Raw genomic sequence first — 26,622 nt, 5'->3', positions numbered from 1 at the left:
TAATGTTACGCTCTCGCTGTGGACACAACACTGTTGTCTTCTCCAAAGCCGTTGGGCACATAATCATCTGCTTGATGATCATTGTCCCAGACTTCACCATCAATCAAATATCTGAAGTGGTAATCTTTGTCGGTTGGTAAACGGTGTTTGAGCTTGAACGCACTGTCTTTTTTGATGAATTTCATCGGCTCGGGTTGCCAATCATTAAAATCACCAGCAAGTTCCACCGTTTTCGCTTCTGGGTGTGAAAATGAAAATGTAATTTCTGCTTCGTCTTTTGTTTTGAAAAACCGTTTAGTGAGCATATAACCCCCGTTTACCTTTTGTGAGTCCTTATTTCACAGCGACGTACGCTAATACTGCAAACGACTGGTAACTGTGTACGATTTATGTCGAGCATATTGAAATTTAAGTGAAACTAGATGACAACTCACGGTTCGCTTTAAAAATCAACAGCCCTAAGTACAGCAAACAAATATTGAGTTTGTATGACAGTACAAATTTGGTGCAATTTTGCACCGCTTTGGCGCAATCTAAATCAGATAAGCAGTGATTTCAGTTTGCTATGAGTTCCTTGCAATCACTGAGCCAATCACATTAAGAGTCAACAAGAAAGCTAGTTAAGAATGGTTATCATGTAAAGTGAATTTAACTAATAATTGATCCCGCTCATATAAAGCAGTCTGCAAAGTGAAATTTTTAGTACTTTTGCACGATGAAGCTTGCAACTGAATGCTAAAGTGTGTAAAAAACTAGGTTAGCAACTATAATTTCAGATTACATTTTTTGCGATGAAGATCGCATCTGCATTCAATTACTCCGTAATATGCAAGAGTCTGAATTACTAAGGAAAGCCTATTCATGCCAAACGCGATAAGACTGACAAGTACCCTACTTCTGGGCACATTATTTGTTGTCATATTGCTGCATCTGTCTTTTAAGGCCCACGTGCTTGAGCTGATCGCTACAACCCCGGTAAATGAGCACCTTACAGTATCAATGATATCACCTTGGTATTCCCCACTACTGCACGGTTTGAACTTTGCAGCAAGCGGAAACCACACTTATGTTGCGGTAGAGTCAACACTCGGAATCCCCAGATATCTGGATGTAAGTACAGTTTGGTATACCGTATTTACTTCTCCAATCACTCTCATTTCAATCGCAACTTTACTCGCGATTGTTGCGTATCTTTTTAAATCAGAGCGCCGCTACCGTAATCAAGATGAAGATATCAGCGAGGTGAATAAGGACGTTGGAGGAATATTGATGCGTTTAGAGGTTGATAGTGCGCCACTGCACCATAAGTCCTCTCTTGCCAAGCTCAGCCATGCGATCCACGATTTGTCTAGCCATCTTGCACGAGTAAAACGCCATTCAGAGTCTCAAATTTTTCAAGACAAGCTCACAAAGCTTATAGATAGACATGCATATATTGACCATATCGAGGCAAAGTTAAAGCAAGCAGAGTTGGCGCAACAAAAATGTGGCCTACTATTTATTGATTTGGACGGCTTTAAGCAGGTCAATGATTCCTTTGGCCACAGTTTTGGCGACGAAATTCTGATCCAAGTTGCTGCTCGGCTCGCAAAAGTGGTTCGCCAATATGGTTTAGAAGATTGCCACCCTATTCATGGCCTTGAACAAAACCTTTCAAGACTCGGCGGCGATGAATTTTCGCTATTTATTCCCAAATTAAACAATCCAAGTTTGTGCACAGAAATCGCCCAGTCCATTCTCAGTGATATAGAGCGTGATTTCTTACTTGGCAATAAGCTTGTCAAAATTGGAGCAAGTATCGGCATCGCGGTATACCCAGATAGTGCGGCAACACCGAACTCGTTATTACAGATGGCTGATGTTGCCATGTACAGAGCAAAAACGGATGGTCGTGGAATTTTTAAAGTTTATTCCCCCGAAATGGGGTCGAAAATGCGACGTTATCATTACCTATTGGAAGAGTTACGACTCGCTATCTCTGCGCAAAGCTTTTATCTCTCATTCCAACCGATAGTGCATGTTGAAGATTGTGCTATCGACTATTTTGAGGCGCTTATTCGTTGGAATCATCCGATAGAAGGGCAAATTCCACCGGCCGAATTTATTCCAATTGCAGAGGAGTCTAATTTAATTTTAGAGCTTGGTGATTGGATCCTACTTGAGTCGTGTAGGCAAATGTGTGCATGGCATAATGCAGGGATGAAAAAGGTAAAAATCTCAGTTAACGTTTCTGGAATACAACTAAAACACAGAAAGGTCTTTGAATGGGTAAATGCGGCCCTAGAAAAAACCGGTCTACCAGCCACTGCTTTGATGCTGGAGATCACGGAATCCACTCTTATCAAGGCCAGCAATGAAACGATTTCACAATTGCAACAATGCCGAGATGCAGGAATAAGTGTCGCAATAGACGACTTTGGAACAGGTTTTAGCTCGCTAAGCACCCTCGCCGATTTACCTATCGATGTGATAAAAATCGATAAACTGTTTATTACTCAAGCCAATAGCAACCCTAAGTATCGTAAGATCCTCAATTCCATCAGTGAACTTGGGCAGCAGTTAGAATTAAAGATTGTTGCCGAGGGCGTTGAACAAACCGAACAATTTGAGCTAGTTAAAAACTTAGGAATTAGCTGTGTACAGGGGTATTTAGTGAGTCGGCCTGAAAGCTCAAATAATGTGGGTAGCAAAGTGTTAAATGGCAATGTGAATCATATTGCAGCCACTGGCACCAGCATTTGGTTACCAGAGCAAGTTGGGTAGCTGCTGTTAATAGTTAAGCGAAAAAAGCAAGCTGTATACTGCACTTTCCACGCGAGGCAACCTATTTTGCTAAAAGTGGATGCTTGGCAAATCGTGATGAACGCCCACAGTATTTAATCTGAACCAAAGTAAGGTTATTTATCGCTTAAATTTGGTTTCTAGGATAACCGACGAATTGGTACGCTCAATCCCCTCTAAATTACCGATTTCATCTAGCAGATGACTCAACTGCTCCAAACTCTGTGCTTCAACAATAGCAATCAAGTCATATTCCCCACTAATGGCATAGAGTGCAGAAACATTTGGCAACTGCTGCAATGCTAAATTTGCCTTTGTAGTGAGTTTTTGTTTTACCTTAATAGAAACGTGTGCCGATACTAAATCGTCCATATACTGCTCCGCGAACTCTACGCGATAGCCTTTAATTACACCATTTTGCTCTAATTTTGCGATACGATTTTGTACTGTGGTTCTGGAAAGGTCTAACTTACGTGCCAACTCTGAGATGCTCTCTCGTGCATTGTTACGCAACAGTGCAATGAGCTTTTCGTCTTGTGAACTAATCATTTTGCAATTTAACTATGTTAATTTGACATAAATGATAGCAAATATGTGAATTATTGCACTGCAAATTATTACAAAAGCGCGTAATAATGAAGAAATAGCAAGTTGGCTGTGAGCAGAACAACAAGTAATCAGCTTCTGCCCGACAGTAATACCGCACAATGATAACAATTTAGGAGAAAGCGTCATGCAAGCAAATCGCGAATTATTCGATGAAGTCATGGTTCCAAACTACAACCCGTCAGCCGTTATTCCTGTTAAAGGCCAAGGCTCTCGCGTATGGGATCAGACAGGTAAAGAGTTCATCGATTTTGCAGGCGGTATCGCCGTAAACTGTCTAGGCCATTGTCATCCTGCGCTCGTCTCTGCACTTAAAGAACAAGGCGAAAAAATTTGGCACTTATCAAATGTGATGACCAACGAGCCGGCGCTTCGCCTTGCCAAAAAGTTAACTGATGCAACGTTCGCAGAAAAAGTCTATTTTGCAAACTCAGGCGCTGAAGCAAACGAGGCGGCACTTAAACTTGCGCGTCGTTGGGCTCTGGATAAATTTGGTGCAGAAAAAACGCAAATTATCGCATTCAACAAAGGCTTCCATGGTCGTACTTTCTTCACGGTAACGGTAGGTGGTCAAGCAGCCTATTCAGATGGCTTTGGTCCAAAACCTGCTGATATCACTCATATCGACTATAACGATTTAGCTGCATTTGAAAAAACAATCTCAGACAAGACTTGCGCAGTCATGATGGAACCACTTCAAGGTGAAGGCGGGATCATTTCTCCAAATGCTGAATTTGTTCAAGCTGTGCGCGAACTATGTGATAAGCACAACGCGCTACTTATTTTTGATGAAGTACAAACGGGTGTTGGCCGAACCGGTGATCTATATGCTTATCAAGGGCTAGGTGTAACACCTGATATCCTAACTAGCGCAAAAGCACTAGGCGGCGGTTTCCCGATTGGCGCGATGCTTACCACCACTGAAATTGCAGCTCACCTTAAAGTAGGCACCCATGGCTCAACTTATGGTGGTAATCCACTAGCCTGCGCGGTAGCGGAAGCTGCATTTGACACAGTAAATACAGAATCGGTGTTAGCTGGCGTAAAAGCCAAAGAACAAGTATTCAGAGATGGTCTAAATGCCATTAACGACAAATACAATGTATTTTCTGAAGTGCGCGGTAAAGGTCTTCTTCTTGGTGCAGTGCTCAATGACAAATTTGAAGGCCGTGCACGCGACTTCCTGGTAGCAAGTGCAGAGCACGGTTTAATGTCATTAGTTGCTGGTACTAACGTAGTTCGTTTTACGCCTTCTCTTGTGATCACTGATGAAGAGATCCAAGAAGGCCTAGCACGCTTTGAACAAGCGGTTGCTGCAGTAGTAAACGGCTAAGGAGCTGGGGACCTCGGTCTCCTCTTTCTCATGTTAGTATTAAGACCAATACAAAAAACTGACTTTGACGCGCTAAAAACCATTGCGGTTGAATCTGGCCATGGGTTTACCTCACTGCCAGTAGATGACGAATTGTTGTCTAATAAAATTAACCGCTCAGTTGAAAGCTTTGCAAAGTCAGTGTCAAAACCATACGACGAAGGCTATTTATTCGTCCTTGAAGACACACAAACGGGCGAAATTATAGGTACCACTGCGATTGAAGCTGCGGTCGGTATGTCTGTGCCTTTATATCACTATCATCTTGGCAAAACAGTACATCACTCAAGAACTTTAGGTGTCTATAATACCGTTGATATTCTATCGATGTGTAACGACTACACCGGAAGTTCCGAGATCTGCACGCTATTTTTACGTGAAGGTCATCGCCAAGGGTTAGCTGGTCGCTTTCTCTCAAGAAGTCGTTTCTTATTTATGGCAGAACATGCTGAGCGCTTTAGCGATACCGTTATTGCAGAAATGCGTGGTGTAAGTGACGAACATGGCCATTCACCATTTTGGCAGTGGCTGCAAGAACACTTTTTTAGCATTGAATTTCCGCAAGCAGATCACTTGGTCGGTCTCGGGGACAAAGTGTTTATTTGTGAACTTATGCCCAAGTATCCCATCTATGCAAACCTACTAAGTCCAGAAGCACAAGCTGTGATAGGTAAAGTGCACGAGAAAACCAAGCCTGCTTTGCGTTTATTACAAAAAGAAGGGTTTGAACACCGTGGCTATGTTGACTTGTTCGACGCAGGTCCAACGGTAGAAGCCAAGCTAGACAACATTAGAACGGTTAGAGAGTCGTTTAAAGGTGAGGTTGAAATAGTCGCTTCACTACCTGACAAGCTCCCTAGTCTTGCTATTTCAAATGGTCGATTAGACGCGTTTAAAGCCACGTTTACCGATCAGGCATACCTCTGCGAAGCTGAGGAAAAAATTCAGCTGACCGCAGAGGTAGCTAATGCGCTTGATGTCACTCAAGGTGAACTGATAAACGCATTTAAACTATAGATTTCAATGTCGTGCTGATACCAATTGGTATAACGTTTAACAAGCTGTCACCAAGACAAAAAATTAGGAAACCATTATGCACAACAACGTAGATACACTATTTGAACACCTGTGGGATAACTACCTAGAAGTAACACCTTCTGCCGTTAAAGTTCATGAACTTCTCGGCTCAACGCAAAAAGACGACGTGATCAATGACCACATTGCATTGCGTACCTTTAATATTGAAAAAGTAGGCCTAGAAAAGCTCGCTGCACATTTTAAAGCTGTGGGTTATACAGAGTGTGGCGAATACCACTTTGAAGCGAAAAAGCTATATGCTAAGCACTATGAACACCAAGATCCAACTAAACCAAAGGTGTTTATCTCTGAGCTGCTCGTTGAAAAATGTTCAGAAGAACTACAAGCTATCGTTAAAGACATGGTTGAGCAAATCGACGAGTCAGCAGTAACAGCTGAAAACTTCCTGTATTCTGGCACCCACTGGCGTGTTTCTCATGAGACATACAAAAAGCTACTCGCTGAGAGCGAGTATGCCGCATGGATGTCTGCATGGGGCTACCGTGCAAACCATTTCACGGTAAGCATCAACTACCTGAAGAACTTCACCACAATTGAAGCTGTAAACCAAGCGCTCAAAGACAACGGTTTTGAACTAAACACCTCTGGCGGCGAAATCAAAGGCTCTCCGGAAGTGTTACTAGAGCAATCTTCGACGCTTGCTGATCATCAAAACGTACAGTTTAACGATGGTGAATTTAGCATTCCAAGCTGCTTCTATGAGTTTGCTCTGCGTTATGCCAAGCCTGACGGCGAGATCTATACTGGTTTTGTTGCAGCTTCTGCTGACAAAATCTTTGAAAGTACTAACGCAAGATAATCGCGTTTAAAATCAGTGCTTGCCTAAGCACTCTGCCCAAATTGTAAAGCAGCCTTTATGGCTGCTTTTTTAGTTAATATTAGCCACAACTCCAATCAAACTCGCGGTTTACCAAATCAAGCATACCTATCCCTCCGCCAAAGTTATGCCCACCTAAGATCTCTTCGAATTCAATGTAGTAAGGTGTAAGAAAATCTGGGATCCCTTGACCGTTTAAACTCGTCCCGCCTAAATGGTTTGGCGAAACACTCTCTAACCACTCAGGGTCGCCTTCGTACAGGTCAATATAACCTGTATCTTCATATTCGCTGGGCGTCTTGCCCGCATTAGGATCACTGGGGTTGGCAACAAGCGCAATTGCACGGTTAAAACTCAGTGCTTCTGGGGGAATTCCACCAAGCTCGCGATATATTTGGTACTCTTCAGCTGGCAAACTGAGGTACTGGGAATAGTTCATTTTCCAAAAGCAACTCGCCCCACCCTCGACTAGCCATTCAGGAACGCAAACATCATCTTCAAAATGCCGCTCAATAATAGTTGGCGGTGAACAGAGCTCGCCGTAAAACTCAGCTTCACTAAGCAGGAGCGTTGCGTAATAACAATCTAGCGTATCCGCTGCAAACTTACAGCTAGGATGAACAGTTTGCATCGCCTGCCAAAAGGGTTCGAATAGCGGTTCATCTGGCGACTGCTCAGCAAATAACGCCACTTCTAACCCTTCAATATATTCGGGTCCGCCATCATTATGCTCAACCGCGATTGCAAAAAAGCTAACCGCATACGCATTCTCATCAGTGCGATAGCCCTCTGGCAATTTTAGTGTAAAGCTGTGCTTTAGCGGATAACCGGTATGTGGGTCAAGCGGCCATTGATTGGCTTTAATTCCGGGGGGCAAACCAAATACCCAGCCATCAAAGCGTGTTTTATCGTCAATGGATTGTTTCAATATTTCGATATTATAAGCATTCATTACTATCTCCTTATTAAATAACGTTGCTTACTCGTAAGTTAGGGCCTGTTTATCTTTCAAGTTTGTTTTTGCAGCAGCAAGGATCAACAGACCCTAGTATAAAAGTATTAACCCCACAGTTGAAATAGGTACTTAGACTTTTACAGTGTTTGAGACACTTAAAAATATTGCTTATATTCATTACCTGTTGATGAAGAGTCAGTAGGATTAGACAAGGATACTAGTTATGAATTATTTTGGAACGTTTGGTTCAACAGAAGAAGAGGCGCTTAACCTTCTCATGCCTGTTGTCGACAATGCTTTGAAAGCGCATGAGAGAGGAAACTATCAAGCATATTTATCTGTAATAACCGCCGACTTAGCCAAAAAGGTTTCTGAGGAGGGATTTTTACGGGCATACCGTGAAATCGCGCCGCAGCTTGGCCGCTTAAAATCCAAAACCTTGTTAGCGTCTCTTCGAAGAGGTCAGGATCCAATGCTGATATTTGCAGCGAAATACGAGAACACGCAAGACGATATCGTAATTAATATCACATTTAAAAACGCGACTACCCCGCCTTTAATTGCATGGATGTGGATTGAATAGTCCTTCGGTTCAAAGGCTTAGATTAAAACTTATAGGAGGATCGTTTCCGGTTTGCTTCACACTTGTGTAATAACATGTATAACCCTTAACAGTCGGTTATTAGGACGAGTAAGTGAAAACAGTGACAGGAAATGGTAACCCCTCAACAAAATTAGACTGTATCAGTCACCTAAAGCGATAACTTTGGCAGTAGACACCGCGGATATTTTCACTCCAAAACTGGAGATATTTGGCAGTGTGGCATTATGGTGTATTCTTATTTGTTCACCTGACATGTGCTTTTTGCAATGTGTGGTATGGGCATCCGCCACTAATGTAACTGCATAACCCAAACCCGCGGCTCGCCGACTCGTTGTATCAACACAAAACTCTGTAGCATAACCACAAACATAAATATGTTGAGCTCCATGTTCTTCAAGTATGTTAGACAGATTTGTGTTTAAAAATGAATCAGGAGTGGTTTTACGCACGAACAGATCATTGGCGTCAACTTGAAGTACCGATTGTAATTGCCAACCTTCACTACCATACTCAATCGCAGTACCGCTTTGCTCATGTTGAATATAGATCACCGGCATGCCTTGCTTTCGAGCCCAATCTGTCACTAAGTTAATTCGGCTTAACACCTCTTCACTTGCATACGGTTTGGGCTCTGGGTCGAATAAAAGGCACTGTACATCAATTACCAATACTGCAGATTTCATAGCATACTCTTTTTGGGCATAATCTTGCTTATAAATTCAAAAGCCGCCAACACCTTGAACAGCATTCATTCTTTCAAAGGGTTGTAGTGCCCAAACAATATAAATTACAAGCGTTATATTGTCATTTTAATATTTATACATTGGTCTTACTGCCACATTAGCTATGTCTCAATACAGCTAAACAAGTTATGATAAATGTGTATGCAAAGAACTTATGGATAGCACACTTATGGACAAGATTGATCATCAGATATTACCCCCTTTAGCGACATTACTATGCTTGGTCATAAGCGGGTGTGACGACCTTGGCCAACAAATAGACGCGCTTACTGGCGAGCAAGACAAACAAGTACAAGCACTTATTGAGCGCTCAAAAGCCCAAATGGTGTTTGTTGAAGGCGGCAGCTTTATGATGGGCGATGGCGGAGGCCCTAATAACTTGCCTTGGACCATAGCCCGCGATAATAAACCCGCTCATAAGGTGACCCTTACCAGCTATTCGATGGGCGCTTATGAGGTAAGCTATGGCGATTTTGATTTATATACCGCAGTAAATGACCTACCAAAAACCATGTGGACAAAATGGGATAAAGATGAAATTTGGCGTGCACCTGAATTCTCTGCGGGGGTGAACTGGTATGATGCCAAGAACTATTGCTTATGGCTGGCAAAACTCACACAACTCCCAATTGATTTACCAACCGAAGCACAGTGGGAATTTGCAGCACGAAACCGTGGTGAAAACATTTTGTTTGCCACCAATACTGGTATGCTTGAACTCGGTGTAAATTACTCTCTCGCCGAAGAGCCTGAACCGCATATTAGTGGCACCTATCCACCTAACCCATTGGGGTTTTATGACTTAAGCGGCAATATGATTGAATGGGTCAATGACTGGTGGGCTGAGGATTACTATCAACACACCCCAGAGCAGGATCCCAAAGGACCAAAAGAAGGCACAAAAAAGGTTATGCGTGGCGGGATGTTTTTAGAGTCTCCCCGTGGCAGTAATGTATATACACGGCAAGAATCTGAAAAATTGGAAAAAGCATATAGAGTTACTGGTTTTCGTTGTGCTCTAAATCAAGCGAAGCCAATTCCTGTTCAATCAGTTAACTAGCTCATTGCCATCGCATTTATCACCGTAAAAGTCAGCGTTTATTCAAACTACTTACTTTATGCTGTCGCGATTTTGATTTCGCCTGTACGCTTGGTATGCTTGAGCTGCACTAAGGATAAATAAGTAACATACGGAAAGTCACCATATGGAAAATAAACGGATACATTCACTCTCCCACTTTGCCAACATTAACTGGCGCGATATTCTTGCCAATCAACACACAACCATTCCCAGCCTTACATTACTGTGTGTGGTAATGACTGGGTGCGACGACCTTGACCAACAAATAGACGCGCTTACTGGCGAGCAAGACAAACAAGTGCAAGCACTTATTGAGCGCTCAAAAGCCCAAATGGTGTTTGTTGAAGGCGGCAGCTTTATGATGGGCGATGGCGGAGGCCCTAATAACTTGCCTTGGACCATAGCCCGCGATAATAAACCCGCTCATAAGGTGACCCTTACCAGCTATTCGATGGGCGCTTATGAGGTAAGCTATGGCGATTTTGATTTATATACCGCAGTAAATGACCTACCAAAAACCATGTGGGAGGATTGGGGTGAAGGGGAAGTTTGGCGCGCACCTGAATTCCCTGCGGGGGTGAGTTGGTATAGTGCAAAAAACTATTGCTTATGGCTCGCTGAGCTAACCCAGCTACCCTTTGATTTACCAACAGAAGCACAATGGGAATTTGCAGCAAGAAACCGTGGCGAGAATATTCTTTTTGCCACAGATAACGGGTGGATAGAAGAAGGCCGGAATTATGAACTAAATACTGATTATGCGGAGCCTTCTGGCACATACCCCGCTAACCCATTAGGATTTTATGATTTAAGCGGCAATATGATTGAGTGGGTCAATGACTGGTGGGCTGAAGATTATTATCAACACTCCCCAGAATTGGATCCCAAAGGGCCTAGCTCGGGAACTAAAAAAGTAAGGCGTGGCGGGATGTTCTTGGAATCACCTCGCGGTAGTAATGTATATACCCGCCAAGAATCTGAAAAATTGGAAAAAGCGTACAGAGTTACTGGTTTTCGTTGTGCTCTAAATCAATCTAATCCCCTAGTTGTGCAGTCAAAGTAACAGCTTTGGCTGCACAACATCTATTACACCATTGCAACAAATGGATTTGTATTGAGCATAGCTACTGCAACAGAACCGGAACGTGCTCGACTTGGTAGTTTACGTCTCCATGCATCAAACTCACGCTGCTGAGCACCTTCTAAAATACTATTAAGCTGAGATAAGCCCTCTTCTCGGCTACATTTTGCGCCGCCCTCTCCCATATGCTGTAATACTTCATCTAACTCTTCAGTACAAAGAATATGCTTAAGTACAATAATAATGGCATTCTCGCGCTGCTCATTTAAGCCAGACCAACTATAGGTACCCGAGTCAATTAAACTCGCTAAATTTGGATTAGCGAGTAAATTTAACATTGCTCCTTTACCCTCAGGTACGGTGAATTTGAGCATTTCTGGTTTCAGCCGTACCCTACCCATAATTTCCCTTGCTTGTTCATGAATAAACACTTTTGTCTGCCACCACTCATCTATATCCTCAGCAGAACCGCCAACAAACTCCATAATATCTTTACCTGTTGCTATATGCATCGCCACAGCTTTGTAGAGCACTTTAAAAGCATCTTCTTGGATAAATGCTAGGTAATCATAATCATTATTTTTAAGCTGGTGATAAACAAATTGGGCAAGCGTGACAATTTCATCGACACCTATCTCACAAACTAATTCTCCGCCAGCACCTACGCCCCAGATAAGTCCCAATTTCGCGCGAAGTATAAACTTTCCGTTTTCATAACCAATAAAACATCCAGCGTGTGCACCGGCGCCAAATGCGCCTTCTGCCTTTCCACCTAGTTTAGCTAGATCACAAAAACTAGATTTACCAGATTTTTCTGGATTATCCCACTGCAAAGCACCCGTTAACTCACAGCCTGCCGATACCCCAGCAAATGCGCTGAGCTCACCTTTTACAGGTTCAAACTTGCGATCGGCACGGCTAAGTGCTTTTACTTGTTCAGGGGTTAACCCCTCAAGCATCATTTTACCTTGCTTTACTGTACAGCCTACATTTGCCGCCGCTTGTAATTTAGCACCTGCATAGCCAAAAAAGGCAATGGTCGCATTTAATCGGATCGCGCCTAAGTTTATCTCACGCTCTTTGGTCGTATTTTTAAGCGGCATCATAAACTTAAATTCATAGCCCTTTTTATTAGGGTAGTAACCACTCATTGCAGCTTTTGCTTCACCGACAGCAAAATCGACTTTGCCATCCGCTTGAAATGAAAAGACACCATCCTTTGGGCTAAAGTTTGCAGCAATGCCTGCACCATGGGTGTAGCGCATTAATCGCGCCTCTGCACTGGCATCAAAATAGTCGCTTTTTTCAAACCTTTTTATATTTAGATCTTTATTAAGCTCCCTAGCCCATTCGCCCCATATGGTTGTATACGTGTCGACGAGCTTCTTATCATACTTAAAATTGACCTTTAGCTTGCTCAAATCATTTTTAAGCGCTTTGTTCAGTTTCTTACGGTCTAAGTTGCCATTCGCATCGCTAAAACGACGACCGTTTCGAATGTCCGTATCAATTTTGTAGCGTCTAAAGTGGTTGGCCATTTTATCACTACGCACATAGGTATACTTTCGGCCTTTAAAGCCAATGACTTCGGTAATTTTATTAGCGGTAGGGCCTGAAACAAGTGGTTTTAAAGTCTCGTTTAACGCCTTTTTGGCATCAATTACTTTATCATCTTGCTTCGAGAGGTCTTGTTGTCCAGCCAGCGCTTGCTTTAACTGCTCCATGGGAGGGTTAAGTACTTCCATTTCTTGCTCTAAAATATCGGCAAGTGACTGGGTGACTGCTATAAAGCTGTTATCTTCTGGAATATATAAAAAGCCAATAATTTCCAGTTGGTCTTCGGATTCTTCAACCGAAAAACTCACGGAGTGCGTCGCACCTCCGGCTTCAGCGGTTAATGTGTATTCCCCCGCCACAAGCGGTAGCGCCAACTCCCAATCGTAGCCTCTGTCTGGTAGATATTTGCCATTCACTTGCTCCAATATGGCTGATTTTGAACCCGACGTTGGTCCTTTCCAGATTAGGTTAACGCTATTGCTGTTATAAAATTGCCCTTTAACGAGTACATCAAAGCCGGTATTCACCCTGACTTTATCACCCGCTTTGGGAGGATTTTTTATAGTAAACTGAGGATGGTTGAAGCCATATATACGGCTTTCATTCGGTGTGCCAGTATACTGCTCGACAACACTCGCGGCAGTTTCTCCCGGCCCTAATACATGATTTGCAAAACGTCTTTTAGTAGCTTGGTTTTGCTCTAATTTTACGATTTGCTTTGGATTTGGTTGACCAATAATGACAGATGGCGCAATAGTATCTATGGGTTGTGCTGTACTTTCTAGCTTAGTGGGTGTTTTTTTAATGCCAGCGTTACTCTTACCCATTGACGGTCGCGTTGTACCTACTCCTTGGCTACTATTGAAGCCCACACCATCATTTTTTGAGGCATCGCTTGTAGCAGCATATTTAACTGCAGCACCTAAATATGCACCGTTTTGGCTTAACTCTCCCGCCCCACCCGAGAAGCCTTTACTGCCACCAGAACTGAGCTGACCTTCCACGTTAGCCTCAAGCGTTGACTTTTTAATAAACGCAAAGATCTCCTTTATATTGCCTTGCGAAACCGTTTTGAGACGTTGTGCTTGGTTATTTGAAATAACAAGTAGTTGTCTATCGTCATGATGATGAAGTCCCCCATGCCAGTAACGAGCGTCTTTTGGATCAATACGTATATAGTCAGTGTGATGGGGGTTAAGTGCTTTAAGAATGATGGTGGGCACTTTAGCCATCGGCAACCTGGTTGGTTGTGCCGAATTTTTTACGTCTGAATCTGACTGAAAAAGTGAATCATCGAATGTACCTTGCTGTGCGTCTTGCACAAGCGCAGGCCACTTGTCAAAAGGCTTCATGCCAATCCTTCCTTGTTTATTCCGGTTGTTCCTCATCAATGCAATTTGCTACTCACCAATGAGCGCGAGATATTATTCGGGGTAGATTTTATACCGATGGAGTCAGTTATTCAATCAAGGAAAAATTTTGCCATTTACCTGTTCTAAATGATGAGAAATTTTTAACGCCGTTAGCGCCTGATTATCTCCCTCAAATTAAGGAAGTGTAAGACAAAATGGTATGACATATCATTGTCAAAAAGTCCCTGTAGAGTTTAATCTAGGTTACTCTAACACGCTCAAAAGTTAGTTGGTGCGGTAATATTTTCGCGTTGAAAAGCACTTTGATAGCAACAGGGCCAACTTAACCAAAGGCGATTAAAGGAGTTAGCATGACCAGTTATGTATCAGAAATAAAGGCGCTGAATCGTGGGCTAAGTGTAAAGCCTCCCATGACACACCCCGCTATTGATTCAAAAAAACACTACAAAAGCGAGTTAAAGTACTGGCAAACCCAACTATTACATGTGCAACAAGCCTATTTTCATCAAGGGAAGCGCGCTATTTTAGTGTTTGAAGGCTGGGATGCGGCTGGTAAAGGAGGCGCTATTCGCCGCATGACAGAAAAGCTCGATCCACGCGGCGTTAAGGTTTACCCAATCGCAAAACCAACGCCTGAGGAACAAGGCCGGCATTACTTATACCGCTTTCAAACTAAGCTACCACCTCGGGGCACTATGACTATTTTTGACCGTTCATACTACGGCCGAGTGTTGGTAGAACGGGTTGAAGCATTTGCTAGTGAGCAAGAGTGGCGCCGCGCCTATCAAGAAATCAATGAATTTGAGCGTCTGCTGACGGATGATAATGTCCGCATCGTTAAGCTATTTTTACACATTAGCGAAGACGAACAACTCAAACGCTTTACAGAGCGTTTAAATAATCCGTATAAGCGCTGGAAACTAACGGAAGAAGATATTCGCAACCGCCAAAAGCGACAAGATTATGAGCAAGCAATTGATGATATGTTTGCTAAAACCGATACGAATTTAGCGGGATGGCATTTGATCCTCGCGGAACATAAATGGTATGCCCGCGTACAAGTGATGAAAACCATTGTCGAAGCACTAAGCAAGGGGGTTGATATTAGTCCCCCACCTATCGATAAAGCCGTTGTAAAACTGGCAAAATCTCAATTGGGTATTGTTCAAAGGGAGGACTAATCCATGAATCGTCACGACTATCTTGCATCTTACTTTAATGAGCGTGAAGGCATTCACGTAAGCAATGAATGCAGTAAATTCGACAAAATGAGACTCAGTCCATTTCGGTTCTTCCGTGGTAGTGCCGCGCTTATGTATAAGGACTTACTGGAGCAACAAATACAGTTACCTGAAGCGGCCACCAGCCTGCCACTCACTTACGTAATGGGCGATTGTCATACGGGCAATTTTGGCTTTCATAGTGAAGAAGGCAGCCACGGCGATACCCTAATTTTTGAACCTAATGACTTCGATGATGCCTGCGTCGGACACGTTGTGTGGGACCTGTTTCGCTTTTTAGTGAGTTTACCGCTTACCCAACTAGAAGGTGGCCGTATTCAAGAGCAAGCACAGGATATTAAAGACCGAAGTAAACCTTTGGTCAGTAAAGAGCTAGTTGCCCAAGCACAATTGGACTTTTTACACAGCTACCTAAAAGCTTGTCAGTTGTCGCTGGAACATAAGGTCGATAGCAACACAGGCTTAACCGAGTTTGATAATAACCATATATTGCATAAACGATGGCAAAAAGGGTTGCAAAGAATGGCGGGTGGCGCCGCGTTTACGATTAAAAGTACACTTGCTAAGGAAATCGACCTCAGCATTAAACCGCTACGTTTTCGCGAAGACAAACTGAAGTTTAAGCAACTTAACCCCGATTTAAAAGAAAACCTTATTTATCACTTTGCACCCTACGTTGATGACGAAATTTTAGATTGTGTTGAGCGTATCGACCAAGGCACAGGCTCACTGCATCTGAGCAGATACTACTTGTTGGTTGGCCCAAACGTACAAAAGCCCACTAAAGATATTCTGCCGCTATGCCACATTGTGGAGGTAAAACAACAGCAACTCGCTTCGCCTCTTGCTTACTTTGCAAATTTAAGCCCTGTGAATCGCTTAGATCCCGCACACTTAACCGTCAACAGTCAAAGAAAAATGCAGCGCCGTACCGATCTCATTTTAGATAATGCACTGTGGCAAGGCAGTCACTGGCTGGTACGCTCGCGCCATCATGCTCGCGTTGGTATAGACCCAGAAGACATCACCATTGGTAAGCGTGCAGCGACTAAGTCGGGCTTTAGCCAATATGCAGAAGCTTGCGGTGAAGCCCTTGCCCTTTCACATATGCGAGCAGATAGACGCTCCTTACAATTTCAAGAAGATGCAGTAGCCATTTTGCCTAGTCTCATCGATGTATTGGTCAAATCGGCCAGTCATTACAGCGAGCAAGTCGTAGCCGATTGGCGTTGGTTTTGCGAGCAATCCCAGAGCTAAGCAGTAGCGCACTCAACTTGCTTTTGCTTTGGAATGTCTACAATCAGACCATCCTCTGCGATGATGAGTGCATTGCTAAAGTGCAACTTGGCCTCTTCAATAAGAGGCTGCAGCATGCCCTCACCATGATAGCGCACGCTAAAATGAGTGAGCGCGAGCATGGGCACTTGATGTAATTGTGCAAATTGAGCGATGCGCTTAGCATCGCTATGCCCTGTATGAAATCCCACTTTATGAAGATCTGCAGCGGTAAAGGTAGCTTCATGAACAAGCAAATCGACCTCTTTTATCATCTGCGATAGCAAGCCGGGCTTTTCGTTATCACCACAAATTATTGCAACTCGAGGTTGCCAACTATAAAAACTGTAGTCATCCGAGGTTAAAAGTCGCCCTTGATATTCTACGTCTTGGCCCTTTTGCAACAGGTTGTAGTGGCCGCCAGACGCAATGCCATCTAGCTGAAGTTTGTCTATTTTTAACTTGCGAGGAATGCACTTTTCCGTGAGTTTATAGCCAACACTGGGCACTCTGTGTTGTAGCGCTATGGTTTCGATATCGCAACATTCAAGATGTAACTTATCGTTTATTTCTTCAAGGGCGATAGTGATTAAGTCAAAACTTAGCCTCACCTCTGTCAGTGTAAAACAGCTTTGCACAAACTGAATAACGGCCCTCGGTGCAATTAATTTTAGCGGCGCTTTGCGAGAGTTTAACGCCATGGATGAAATAAGTCCGGGTAATCCATAACAATGATCCCCATGAAGATGGGTAATACAAATCGCTTCGAGATGATATAGGGTTAACTCACTGTGCAGCAGCGCATGCTGGGCCGCTTCGGCGCAGTCAATTAGTACCCAGGCTTTGGTATTTTCAAAGCTTACTGCCGCTGCCGACATATTACGTTGCTTAGATGGGCTACCTGAAGAAGTGCCAAGAAAATGTACTTTCACGCCAAAACCGTTTACTTTTTAAGTGGGTATACCATTGTAACGAATAAATAACGTAATAGCGAAGCGCGCGTGCTCGCCTTGCAACGTAATCTCTAAGGAGAAGATGATGAATTTGATACCTTCGGACAGCATGATCTTAGTGATCGATATTCAAGAAAAATTTCGTCCTCATATTGAAGTATTTGGCGATATCGAGCGCCAAGTAACCACCTTGCTACAAGCTGCAGAACATTTGTCTGTTCCTGCACTGATTTTTGAGCAATATCCCAAAGGGCTTGGCCATACAGCACCGAGCTTACTTGAATTTAATCTCCCGGTTATCGAAAAAACCGCGTTTAGTGCCTACCACGTTGAATCTTGCAAGCAAGCTATTCAAGAATATAAACGCGACACCATCGTCGTGGTTGGTCTCGAAAGTCATATCTGTGTACAACAAACCGTCAATGACCTGCTTGCGGACAATTTCAACGTGGTGATTGTTGCCGATGGTATTTGCTCACGTAATCCAAAACACACAGATTGGGCGCTAATGCAGATGCAGGCCGATGGCGCACGCTTTTTGGCTTTAGAGTCTATTTTATTTCAGTGGCTAAAATCGGCCAAGAATGAGCAATTTAAGGCAATTTCAGCGTTAGTTAAGTGATCGGCTAGCACAGTGAAAGCGTATTCCAAGTATCGAGGTGAACAATGAAAAATGAATTAGATAGCAAGTTCTTGTTAACGGTGTTCGAGCATATTCAAAAGCACGGTGAAGTAACCGAAGAAGGTAAACGCTATGAGGGCATAGTGGCCTATTCAGATCCAGATGGTTACACCATATACCTGCAAGGCAGTGGCGTGTTACTGCGCTCTGGGTTTCATAATACTTATCACTTGGATTATGAACAAGATAAGCACAAAGACGATTTTATTAAGAAGCTAGATTACATTTTTAAAGAGGCGAATGAGTAGCTTATATCCAAATACCAACCGAGGGCGTCGCATTAGACGTCCCCGCCCTGAAAGCAAACAAACCCGCGCATACGTAAACATGGTAGTCGAAGCGCTTAGGGAAAATCCAAATAAACTCAAGATAATCAAAGATAACTGCGATGAATTTCGCCAGCAATGCTTTTTAAAACGTGGCTTTTTGCTCGCCATTGAACGCTTTGATTGGGTGTTTGCAGTGGACGGTGACGTAGAGCGAATTTGCCAGCAGATCCTCGCTGACGACTACATAGGCAAACGCCTACGCCGTTACCCTTTATTATTTAAGGGTGTGTTAGATGATTAATCTCGTTTGGCTCAAACGTGACTTAAGAGTGTTCGACCATAGACCACTTTACGAAGCGTGTAATAATGGCAGACCAACCCTGATCTTGTATGTTGTTGAGCCCGAATATTGGCAACTCCCCGATACCAGCGAAAGACAATTTCAATTTGTAAAGGAGTCGCTGCTAAGCCTTGCTGAGCAGTTGCAGCTTTTAGGTGGCACGCTGACGATTCGCCAGGGCGATATCATTGAAATACTTGAAAAGATCCATCAGCACATCGCGATCGCAACCCTTTATTGCCATCAAGAAACGGGGAATACATGGACATTTGAGCGCGATTTGCGTGTTATTGCCTGGTGCAAAGAAAGACACGTATCGTATGAAGAATATCGCCAACAAGCCGTATTCAGGGGAAAAGTGAATCGTGATAAGTGGCAACAGCAAGCCGAAGACTGGCTGCAAAGCGACTGTCTACCGACTCCTTCAAAAATTAATCCTCTGCTGCAACAGCACAGTGGTATTGCGCTTTTAAATGACTACCCTGGGAATGACAGCAACTCAGCGCCAAAGCCACAATTAGGTGGACTCAAAGCCGCGCAGCAAACCTTGAATAGCTTTTTTGATCATAGGATAGACAACTATTTATTTGGTATCTCAAGCCCGGTAAAAGCTGTAAACAGTAGCTCCAGACTCAGTCCGTATTTGGCTTATGGCGTGCTTAGTCTCAAAGACGTGTTACATCAAACTCTTGCATTAAATGTTGACTCAAAACGCAATAAGAGCGGTTTTTTATCACGGCTTTACTGGCATAGCCATTTTGTGCAAAAGCTCGAATCAGAACCGCTTTATGCAGAGCGTGCTGTGCATGCATCCTTAATCGATATGCGGGCTAGTGAATTTAATCCGCAACGCTTTGAACTTTGGGCTCACGGCAACACGGGCGTCCCCTTTATTGATGCCTGTATGCGAATGCTGATCACCACAGGCTGGATAAACTTTCGCATGCGCGCCATGTTGATGGCGTTTTCAAGCTATCACCTATGGCTTGATTGGCAACAACCAGCAGCAAGACTTGCCACTCTATTTATAGATTATGAACCTGGGATCCACTATCCTCAGGTACAAATGCAGTCAGGCACTACTGGGATAAATCCGTTTCGCATCTATAACCCCATAACGCAGGGGCAAAAATATGATCCAGAAGGTCAATTCATTCGCCGCTACATCCCTGAGCTTAATCACGTCCCAACGCATTACTTACATACACCTTGGTTTTATAACGGCTTAAAAGAAGACCAATATCAGCGGCCTGCTATATTACCCGATGACGCAGCAAAAATTGCCCGTGAAAAAATCTCCGCATTTTATAAGCAACATCTAGATAAAGATGAAACAGGCAGAGTGCTTCACACTCACGCTTCAAGGCGCCGCTCAAGTCGTGGGCGCAAAAAACAAGTAAGTTCTGATAAAAATCAGCTTAAGCTATTCTAACTGTTCCGTTTTTGCACAATGTTCCGCCTTTCACCCTAAAAAGAGGACAAATAGCCGCTTAAGCATGACCTCATGTAAAAAAAATGCTAAGGTTGCGCCATTTTTTGGAACTGAGAATTTAGCTATGTCAAATGCTGTAGAGACGCAAGCTGATAGTCAGGACCAACAGGGGCAAAAAGGGGGATTATTTAATCGCTTCTTGGCAACTGTTGAGTTCTTAGGGAATATGCTTCCCCACCCTATTACTTTGTTTGCAATGTTTTGTATCGCCATCGTGGTATTCAGTGGTATTGCCGATTGGATGGGGTTATCTGCCATCGATCCTCGCCCAGAAGGCTCCGCGGGTCGCGACCCCGACGGTGTTATTGAAGTCGTAAGCTTGATGAGTGCTGAGGGTCTGCAACGCATTGTGACAGGTCTTGTGACTAACTTTACTGGCTTTGCACCGCTTGGCACTGTACTTGTTGCATTACTGGGGGTTAGTGTTGCAGAACACTCAGGCATGCTATCTGCTGCAATGCGCGGCATGGTAATGGGCGCTTCAAAACGCCTTGTTACGTTCATGGTTGTATTTGCCGCTATCTTGTCTAATACCGCATCAGAACTTGGCTACGTTGTACTTATTCCGCTTGCCGCAATGATTTTCCATAGCCTTGGTAGACACCCACTTGCTGGCTTAGCCGCTGCATTTGCTGGCGTATCCGGTGGCTACAGCGCAAACTTATTGCTTGGCACCATAGATCCGCTATTAGCTGGTATTACGACGCCTGCTGCGCAGATGATTGACCCAACTTACCAAGTAGGACCTGAAGCGAATTGGTACTTCATGATGATTTCAGTATTCCTAATTGCCATTGTGGGAACCTTAGTCACCGAGAAAATCGTAGAGCCACGTTTAGGGAAATACGACCCTAAAGAAGCCAGCGTTGATTTAAGTGAAAACAATATCGAGAAGCTTTCAGTAAAAGAAAAATCAGGCCTCAAATGGGCGGGTGTATCACTACTCGTAGTAAGCATTCTACTTGCATTAACCATAGTGCCTGAAGATGGCATCTTACGTCACCCAATAACAGGCGAAGTGGCGGGTTCACCATTTCTAAAAGGGATTGTGGTATTTATCTTTGTAACCTTTGCTATTCCGGGTTTTGTGTACGGTCGTGTGGTCGGCACCATGAAAAATGACCGCGATATTATTGATGCAATGAGTAAAAGCATGAGTTCGATGGGCATGTATATCGTGTTGGTATTCTTTGCCGCTCAGTTTGTTGCATTCTTTAAGTGGACAAACCTAGGTACTATCCTTGCGATAAATGGCGCAGCACTATTACAGGCGCTAAACCTAACTGGTCCTGAAGTATTCGTACTGTTTATATTCATGTGTGCACTCGTGAACCTAAGCCTTGGTTCATCATCAGCTCAATGGGCTGTCACGGCACCGATATTTGTTCCAATGCTGATGCTTATCGGCTATGCGCCAGAAACCATACAAGCAGCGTACCGAATTGGAGATTCAGTTACTAACCTTATCACTCCGATGATGAGTTACTTTGGTTTGATATTAGCGGTTGCGACTAAATACAAAAAAGACATGGGTATAGGTACTCTAGTGGCCACGATGTTGCCGTACAGCATGTTCTTCTTTATCGGCTGGGTTGCACTATTCTACGTGTGGGTATTTGGCTTTGGTCTACCTGTTGGACCTAACTCTCCTATCTACTACAATCCGTAGCTAATACTTTAAAATTATCTAAATGCCAGCATTTGCTGGCATTTTTATTTGTGAAAACCTCAACCCTCACCTAAGGTTGAATAGGAGACAGCGAAGAAGGAGCCGATTTTGGATACCAATAACATTGCAATTATTACATTGGTATTAAACTAACTTCACGTGATCACTGTTATTTTATGCCCTGTTCCTGAGTGATACACGTGACCTAACATTAGGTGAATTATGTACACACTCTTTTACTATCCACAAAGTGCGAGCCTTGCGCCTCATATTTTATTAGAACTCATTGGTGAGCCTTATCAACTTGAACTGGTGGATATCAAAAAAAACGCCAACCGTAGTGCACAATACTTAACACTAAGCCCTGCCGGACAAGTACCAGCCCTCGTTGACGACGACTTTACCTTATTCGAAAGCGCTGCAATTTCTCAGTACCTAGCTGAAAAGCACATCGACAAGCAGCTTATCCCAACTGAGCTAAAACCAAAATCACAGTGCCTGCAATGGATGCATTTTATGAGCGCTTCTATTCACAGCGACTTATTGATGTACACCTACCCCGAACGACACACCCAAAGTGCTTTGATGTATGACGACCTTATTCGCTCGCAGCAAGGCCGACTAGAAGAAGGGTTTGGTATTATTGATACGTTACTTGCAGACAATCATTACCTGTTTGCAAATCAATTTACGCTATGCGACAGCTATTTATTTATGCTTTGTGAGCGTGCGAAGACATTTTTAGAAAAAACGCCTTCGCTTAAGAATGTACGCCGCTATTATCGCCAAATTGCGGCAACACCAGCTATTAGCAAAGCCTTAGAAATGGCTGAGTTTTAGTTTGAACGATTAACGTTAATAAGTACAATACCGGTCAGCACAGCTATCACGCCCACGACTTTTTGCAGGTTAATAGGCGTATAAGGTACACCAAAGAGGCCAAGCTGACCGATCGCCATCGCTACCACCATTTGGCCACACAAATAATAAGCCATTAGGTTACCTATACCCATTTTAGGAATTAAAAAATAACAGAGTCCCACCCCAGTTGCACTTAGCACCCCACCTAAACACCACAAGTACCAAGGCACCGCTTTTAACTCTGAGGTTGCTGGCAGCACGTTATCAGATACCCGAAAGGCAATAAAGGCATAAAATGCGCTGACAGTAAACGCCACTCCAGCTGCCAATATCGGACTTTTTAATAAACCGCCAAGCTGTGCATTCATGCTTGCTTGCACCGCGATTGCACCGCCTGCAAAAACAGCTAATATGGCAAAAATCATCGTCACACCTCAATATGCAGCAAGTCTCTCGATTTCCTTACTTTGCTGGTATTCGCGTTCACATCCGTACTGTCACGAATGCCAATTGGCGCAATTAATACCGTGCGTAAATTTAAGGATGAAAGACCCAACACATCATCGTAGGCAACCTTATCGATACCGGTCATTGGGCAAACATCTATTTCCATACTGGCGGCTACCAGCAGCAATGTACCGAGGGCCAAGTGAGCCTGCTCAGAACACCAGCTATATTGAGACGCACAGTCCATAGTGTGTAGCGCATCTTTCATACCCAATTCCATCTGCGCATAGACAAGCTCATCAAGGTTTCGATTCGCCTTAAAGTCTTGAATGTAGCGCTCTACTTGACTATCTAAAGGTGACATATCTGCAGCAAAAACTAATAGATGACTATTATCAAGCACCTTTTGTTGTCCATACGAATGCGGTAGTAATGCTTTTTTTATCGATTGCTTGGATATTTGAATAATCTTATAAGGCTGTAAGCCAAATGCTGAAGCACTCAACCCCGTCAGTTCGATTAACTTATCGACTTTGTCCTGAGCAATGGTTTGCTCAGAAAATTTGCGGACGGCGTAGCGCCAATTTAATAATGATTCTAGTTGTGATGTATTCATAAGTTGCTCTCCATTATGTGTGAGGCAACTTTAACAAGTTGAAGAGCTTGGCTCATTTACCTATGTAAACGAACCTGAATTTTTTAACGATTTTCTTATTCGACTTAACTGCGTAGGAGTGATCCCAAGGTGTGACGCTAAATGGTATTGTGGTACACGCTCAGCAAGTTCTGGCTGCTCTTTTAAAAATGAGAGATAACGCTCCGTGGCATCTAACTGCACCATATAAAGTTCTCGCTTATCCTTTTCTAACAACCAGTTCTTCTCAAGGTATAGTATTTGAAATCGCATTAATTCCGGATTATCCATCAGCAGTGCTCTAAACTGCTTGAATTTGATTAGGACTACCTGTGAAGCTTCAAGCGCTTGAATCCCTTGATTGGCAGGCTCTTGACGATGTAGCGCACGCATTACACCAGGAAATTCCCCCGCCACAAAAAAACGTTTATTGTATTCCTGCCCAGCAGCATTGGTGTTTACTAATCTAACTAACCCTTGATGTAAAAATGCAAAAGTAGTCAGATACTCCCCTTCTTTGTAAAGCCACTCATCTTTCGCAAGTAATTTGATGCTGGTGATCGCAGCAATAGCGGACCAGGTTTCTTGAGAAAGTCGATAATAGGCGTCTACTGCTTGTTTTAATCTTGTTAGTGCATCCATGAGTTCTAGCTTTATGATATTATTCGGATTAACTATTCCTATTTGCAGTGTCTATGTCAATCTCTAGCCATTACCAAGCACAAATTGAATGTGGAAATCTTACTCCTGATGCAGCGCAGCAAGCTGCAATTTCAGCGTTAGATACCCTTTCTCATTCACTCGCTAGTGGTCATTCGACTAAAGGCATCTATTTTTATGGCCCTGTCGGGCGAGGCAAGACAATGCTGATGGATTGGTTTTATGAATTCACTGACGTCACAAATAAAACTCGCCTACACTTTCATCACTTTATGCAACAAGTGCATAAGGAACTCAATCAAATACAAGGTGTGAGAGATCCTTTAAAGCGGATCGCCCAAAACTGGGCTGAGCAAACTTCCCTGCTGTGCTTTGACGAGTTTTTTGTCACTGATATCGGCGATGCCATCATTATGGCGAGATTGTTTGAAGCCCTTTTTGAAGCTGGCGTGACCTTAGTTGCAACCTCTAATTGTCACCCAACCGAGTTATACAAAGATGGATTACACCGAGACCGCTTTGAGCCAACGATAGCGCTACTTATAAATCACTGCGATGTCATATCAGTGTGTGGTGAGACTGATCATCGATTTAGCAAAGGCACAACGGCAAACCACTACTTCGTCAACGATAAACAAGCATTTTGGGACGCCTTTACTAATGCCGGTGGCATATTCAAACCGAGCATCCTGGAGATTAATCATCGTCTAATTAACGTGCTTGGCGCAAATGAAAGCGTCGTATGTTTTGATTTTATGGAGATCTGCTCAAGCCCACGCGCTACCAATGACTATATCGAGCTTACACAGCAATTTAGCTGTATTTTTATCTCTGAGTTACCGCTACTCGGTGTTACTCCAGAGAATAAAGATGTAGCGCAAGGAACTGAGGAAGGCTATATCCGCCCAAATAACTCAATGCAACCTAGGATTGGCGACGATGAGGCCAGACGCCTTATAGCGCTTATCGATGAATGTTACGAAGCCAAAGTACTGGTTGTTTTTTTGGCAGATGCCCCGATTGAGCAAATTTACCAAGGAGAGCAGCTAGCATTTGCATTCGCTCGCTGCATTAGTCGAGTGACAGAAATGCAAAGTTGGACTCTTAAATCTGAAGACCTTTAGGTACATGTTATACCAAGCGCTACCCTACTGCATATAATCTGACAGTCGCATATGTGCTATGAGCGAATGGAGGTAATGCACTGTGAAGGTGTGAGCAATGCAATACCTAAGCCGCTGCATGCCACCTTAAGCACTTAAACCTACGCATAGTAAAAATACCACACATGCCGAAAATCACCCTTAAATTGTTTGTTAGCACATTTTCAGTCATTGTTGTTACCCTTATGTTTCTGTACCCATGGCTCCTCCAGCCTGTTTGCTTCAATGATATTTGCTAACCCGGTTACATCTTTATTGAGCTTAGAAACACTTTTACTGACACCATCAATTGAGTCGACTATTTTCAGAAGGTATGGCTTGTTTACAAATCCTGGCAAACTGCCATAAGGTTTAACATCAAGTTTATATTCGTCTCGAAAAACAACTTTTCCATCCAGGTTTTTCCATTCTAGTGCTACTGAGAATGGCGGTAATGGTTGACGTTCATTACCATTTTTCGGCTTGAAAAGCTGGTAACCTATTGCAAACAAAACCGAGATTTTTTCACCTTGAGGTATCAGGGTCAGTGGTCCCCTTTTTTCTGTACAATCAAGAATCAGATTGTAATTAGTGAAGTCAGACTCCTCCCCTTTAAATTGAATATAAACATCACGAGCAGGACCAGTTCCCACATTAGCTACAGAAATATTTAATCCACCAGTTCCGTCAGGGTGAGGTTCAAAATATACAACTAACTTTGGTTCAGAACCGGCTTTTCTCAGTAGCCTATTTTCTCTCCAGAGAAAAACAGTTAAAACAGCAATCGCAACAGTAGACAGCCCACTCAAAATTGTCGAAATATCAATAAGTAATTCTACTTTCACCTAAATTCACCGTGTTTGTCCTGAATGTGCTAACACTTTAGTAT

At 43.3% G+C, this 26,622-nt stretch carries 26 protein-coding genes; 16 read left to right on the top strand and 10 right to left on the bottom strand.

Annotated features, from left to right (window positions below):
• Positions 1 to 5: 5 nt before the first annotated feature.
• Positions 6 to 305, bottom strand: coding sequence for an isoamylase early set domain-containing protein (locus PPIS_RS23930; protein WP_010372991.1), 300 nt, complete (start codon positions 303 to 305; stop codon positions 6 to 8).
• Positions 306 to 861: 556 nt separating this feature from the next.
• Here PPIS_RS23930 and PPIS_RS23925 point away from each other — a divergent pair.
• Entirely contained in the window at positions 862 to 2,763 is a 1,902-nt protein-coding gene (locus PPIS_RS23925; RefSeq protein WP_010372994.1) for a putative bifunctional diguanylate cyclase/phosphodiesterase, read from the top strand.
• 138 nt (positions 2,764 to 2,901) lie between these two features.
• Here PPIS_RS23925 and PPIS_RS23920 read toward each other — a convergent pair whose 3' ends face one another.
• Positions 2,902 to 3,330: an Lrp/AsnC family transcriptional regulator gene (locus PPIS_RS23920; RefSeq protein WP_010372995.1), complete on the bottom strand. Its 429-nt coding sequence runs from the start codon at positions 3,328 to 3,330 to the stop codon at positions 2,902 to 2,904.
• Between the two features lie 184 nt (positions 3,331 to 3,514).
• Between PPIS_RS23920 and PPIS_RS23915 the strand changes: the two genes are divergently transcribed.
• From PPIS_RS23915 to PPIS_RS23905, 3 genes are all read left to right on the top strand, one after another.
• On the top strand, positions 3,515 to 4,720 hold the full coding sequence (locus PPIS_RS23915) for an aspartate aminotransferase family protein (protein ID WP_010372997.1): 1,206 nt from the start codon (positions 3,515 to 3,517) through the stop codon (positions 4,718 to 4,720).
• 30 nt (positions 4,721 to 4,750) lie between these two features.
• Positions 4,751 to 5,776, top strand: coding sequence for an arginine N-succinyltransferase (gene astA, locus PPIS_RS23910; RefSeq protein ID WP_010372999.1), 1,026 nt, complete (start codon positions 4,751 to 4,753; stop codon positions 5,774 to 5,776).
• A 76-nt stretch (positions 5,777 to 5,852) separates the two neighbouring features.
• Positions 5,853 to 6,656, top strand: coding sequence for a DUF1338 domain-containing protein (locus PPIS_RS23905; protein ID WP_010373001.1), 804 nt, complete (start codon positions 5,853 to 5,855; stop codon positions 6,654 to 6,656).
• Between the two features lie 79 nt (positions 6,657 to 6,735).
• On the opposite strand, the gene PPIS_RS23900 is transcribed toward PPIS_RS23905, so the two are convergent.
• Positions 6,736 to 7,626, bottom strand: a complete 891-nt coding sequence (locus PPIS_RS23900) for a hypothetical protein (RefSeq protein WP_010373003.1) — start codon at positions 7,624 to 7,626, stop codon at positions 6,736 to 6,738.
• Between the two features lie 226 nt (positions 7,627 to 7,852).
• Between PPIS_RS23900 and PPIS_RS23895 the strand changes: the two genes are divergently transcribed.
• Positions 7,853 to 8,212 (top strand): hypothetical protein, encoded by a 360-nt coding sequence (locus tag PPIS_RS23895; RefSeq protein ID WP_010373005.1) that lies wholly within the window; start codon positions 7,853 to 7,855, stop codon positions 8,210 to 8,212.
• Between the two features lie 161 nt (positions 8,213 to 8,373).
• On the opposite strand, the gene PPIS_RS23890 is transcribed toward PPIS_RS23895, so the two are convergent.
• Entirely contained in the window at positions 8,374 to 8,916 is a 543-nt protein-coding gene (locus tag PPIS_RS23890; RefSeq protein ID WP_010373007.1) for a cysteine hydrolase family protein, read from the bottom strand.
• 214 nt (positions 8,917 to 9,130) lie between these two features.
• Here PPIS_RS23890 and PPIS_RS23885 point away from each other — a divergent pair, with 214 nt between their 5' ends.
• Both PPIS_RS23885 and PPIS_RS23880 read left to right on the top strand, forming a co-directional pair.
• Complete coding sequence (locus PPIS_RS23885) at positions 9,131 to 10,036, top strand: formylglycine-generating enzyme family protein (protein WP_019647321.1); 906 nt, start codon at positions 9,131 to 9,133, stop codon at positions 10,034 to 10,036.
• A 145-nt stretch (positions 10,037 to 10,181) separates the two neighbouring features.
• Positions 10,182 to 11,120 carry a formylglycine-generating enzyme family protein gene (locus PPIS_RS23880; protein ID WP_010373012.1) on the top strand — a complete coding sequence of 313 codons (939 nt, stop codon included), beginning with the start codon at positions 10,182 to 10,184 and terminating at the stop codon, positions 11,118 to 11,120.
• A gap of 23 nt (positions 11,121 to 11,143) precedes the next feature.
• On the opposite strand, the gene PPIS_RS23875 is transcribed toward PPIS_RS23880, so the two are convergent.
• Positions 11,144 to 14,047 (bottom strand): hypothetical protein, encoded by a 2,904-nt coding sequence (locus PPIS_RS23875; protein WP_010373013.1) that lies wholly within the window; start codon positions 14,045 to 14,047, stop codon positions 11,144 to 11,146.
• A gap of 371 nt (positions 14,048 to 14,418) precedes the next feature.
• On the opposite strand from PPIS_RS23875, the gene PPIS_RS23870 reads away from it, so the two are divergent.
• Together PPIS_RS23870 and PPIS_RS23865 are read left to right on the top strand one after the other, a co-directional pair.
• On the top strand, positions 14,419 to 15,249 hold the full coding sequence (locus PPIS_RS23870) for a polyphosphate kinase 2 family protein (RefSeq protein ID WP_010373016.1): 831 nt from the start codon (positions 14,419 to 14,421) through the stop codon (positions 15,247 to 15,249).
• 3 nt (positions 15,250 to 15,252) lie between these two features.
• Positions 15,253 to 16,566, top strand: coding sequence for a DUF2252 family protein (locus PPIS_RS23865; protein WP_010373019.1), 1,314 nt, complete (start codon positions 15,253 to 15,255; stop codon positions 16,564 to 16,566).
• On the opposite strand, the gene PPIS_RS23860 is transcribed toward PPIS_RS23865, so the two are convergent.
• Positions 16,563 to 17,516 carry a ribonuclease Z gene (locus PPIS_RS23860; RefSeq protein ID WP_026345550.1) on the bottom strand — a complete coding sequence of 318 codons (954 nt, stop codon included), beginning with the start codon at positions 17,514 to 17,516 and terminating at the stop codon, positions 16,563 to 16,565. The two genes, PPIS_RS23865 and PPIS_RS23860, sit on opposite strands and share 4 nt — an antisense overlap.
• A gap of 103 nt (positions 17,517 to 17,619) precedes the next feature.
• On the opposite strand from PPIS_RS23860, the gene PPIS_RS23855 reads away from it, so the two are divergent.
• The 6 genes from PPIS_RS23855 (at position 17,620) to PPIS_RS23830 (ending at position 22,829) form a co-directional block, all read left to right on the top strand.
• Positions 17,620 to 18,159, top strand: a complete 540-nt coding sequence (locus PPIS_RS23855; protein WP_223193527.1) for an isochorismatase family protein — start codon at positions 17,620 to 17,622, stop codon at positions 18,157 to 18,159.
• Positions 18,160 to 18,203: 44 nt separating this feature from the next.
• Complete coding sequence (locus PPIS_RS23850) at positions 18,204 to 18,467, top strand: DUF3081 family protein (protein WP_010373027.1); 264 nt, start codon at positions 18,204 to 18,206, stop codon at positions 18,465 to 18,467.
• Positions 18,460 to 18,789: a hypothetical protein gene (locus tag PPIS_RS23845; protein WP_010373030.1), complete on the top strand. Its 330-nt coding sequence runs from the start codon at positions 18,460 to 18,462 to the stop codon at positions 18,787 to 18,789. The genes PPIS_RS23850 and PPIS_RS23845 overlap by 8 nt, the downstream gene beginning before the upstream one ends.
• Positions 18,782 to 20,260, top strand: a complete 1,479-nt coding sequence (locus PPIS_RS23840; RefSeq protein WP_010373032.1) for an FAD-binding domain-containing protein — start codon at positions 18,782 to 18,784, stop codon at positions 20,258 to 20,260. Before PPIS_RS23845 ends, PPIS_RS23840 begins: the two co-directional genes overlap by 8 nt.
• Before the next feature lie 124 nt (positions 20,261 to 20,384).
• Entirely contained in the window at positions 20,385 to 21,989 is a 1,605-nt protein-coding gene (locus PPIS_RS23835) for an AbgT family transporter (RefSeq protein ID WP_026345549.1), read from the top strand.
• A 222-nt stretch (positions 21,990 to 22,211) separates the two neighbouring features.
• Entirely contained in the window at positions 22,212 to 22,829 is a 618-nt protein-coding gene (locus PPIS_RS23830) for a glutathione S-transferase family protein (RefSeq protein ID WP_010373036.1), read from the top strand.
• On the opposite strand, the gene PPIS_RS23825 is transcribed toward PPIS_RS23830, so the two are convergent.
• From PPIS_RS23825 to PPIS_RS23815, 3 genes are read right to left on the bottom strand one after another with little or no spacing between them, the layout of a single operon-like run.
• On the bottom strand, positions 22,826 to 23,275 hold the full coding sequence (locus PPIS_RS23825; RefSeq protein WP_010373038.1) for a DMT family transporter: 450 nt from the start codon (positions 23,273 to 23,275) through the stop codon (positions 22,826 to 22,828). The genes PPIS_RS23830 and PPIS_RS23825 overlap by 4 nt on opposite strands.
• Positions 23,276 to 23,277: 2 nt before the next feature.
• Entirely contained in the window at positions 23,278 to 23,913 is a 636-nt protein-coding gene (locus tag PPIS_RS23820) for a nitroreductase family protein (protein ID WP_010373040.1), read from the bottom strand.
• A gap of 60 nt (positions 23,914 to 23,973) precedes the next feature.
• The gene (locus PPIS_RS23815) at positions 23,974 to 24,573 is read right to left on the bottom strand and encodes a Crp/Fnr family transcriptional regulator (RefSeq protein WP_010373042.1); all 600 of its coding nucleotides are present in this window, start codon (positions 24,571 to 24,573) and stop codon (positions 23,974 to 23,976) included.
• Between the two features lie 53 nt (positions 24,574 to 24,626).
• Here PPIS_RS23815 and zapE point away from each other — a divergent pair, with 53 nt between their 5' ends.
• On the top strand, positions 24,627 to 25,715 hold the full coding sequence (gene zapE, locus PPIS_RS23810) for a cell division protein ZapE (RefSeq protein ID WP_010373044.1): 1,089 nt from the start codon (positions 24,627 to 24,629) through the stop codon (positions 25,713 to 25,715).
• A 203-nt stretch (positions 25,716 to 25,918) separates the two neighbouring features.
• Here zapE and PPIS_RS23805 read toward each other — a convergent pair whose 3' ends face one another.
• Positions 25,919 to 26,578, bottom strand: coding sequence for a hypothetical protein (locus PPIS_RS23805; RefSeq protein ID WP_010373046.1), 660 nt, complete (start codon positions 26,576 to 26,578; stop codon positions 25,919 to 25,921).
• Between the last annotated feature and the right edge of the window lie 44 nt (positions 26,579 to 26,622).

Origin of the sequence: Pseudoalteromonas piscicida (assembly GCF_000238315.3) — a bacterium.
GTDB classification, from domain to species: Bacteria; Pseudomonadota; Gammaproteobacteria; order Enterobacterales; family Alteromonadaceae; genus Pseudoalteromonas; species Pseudoalteromonas piscicida.
Note: the sequence above shows the minus strand (reverse complement) of the source record. Positions and strands in the feature narration are given on the sequence as shown.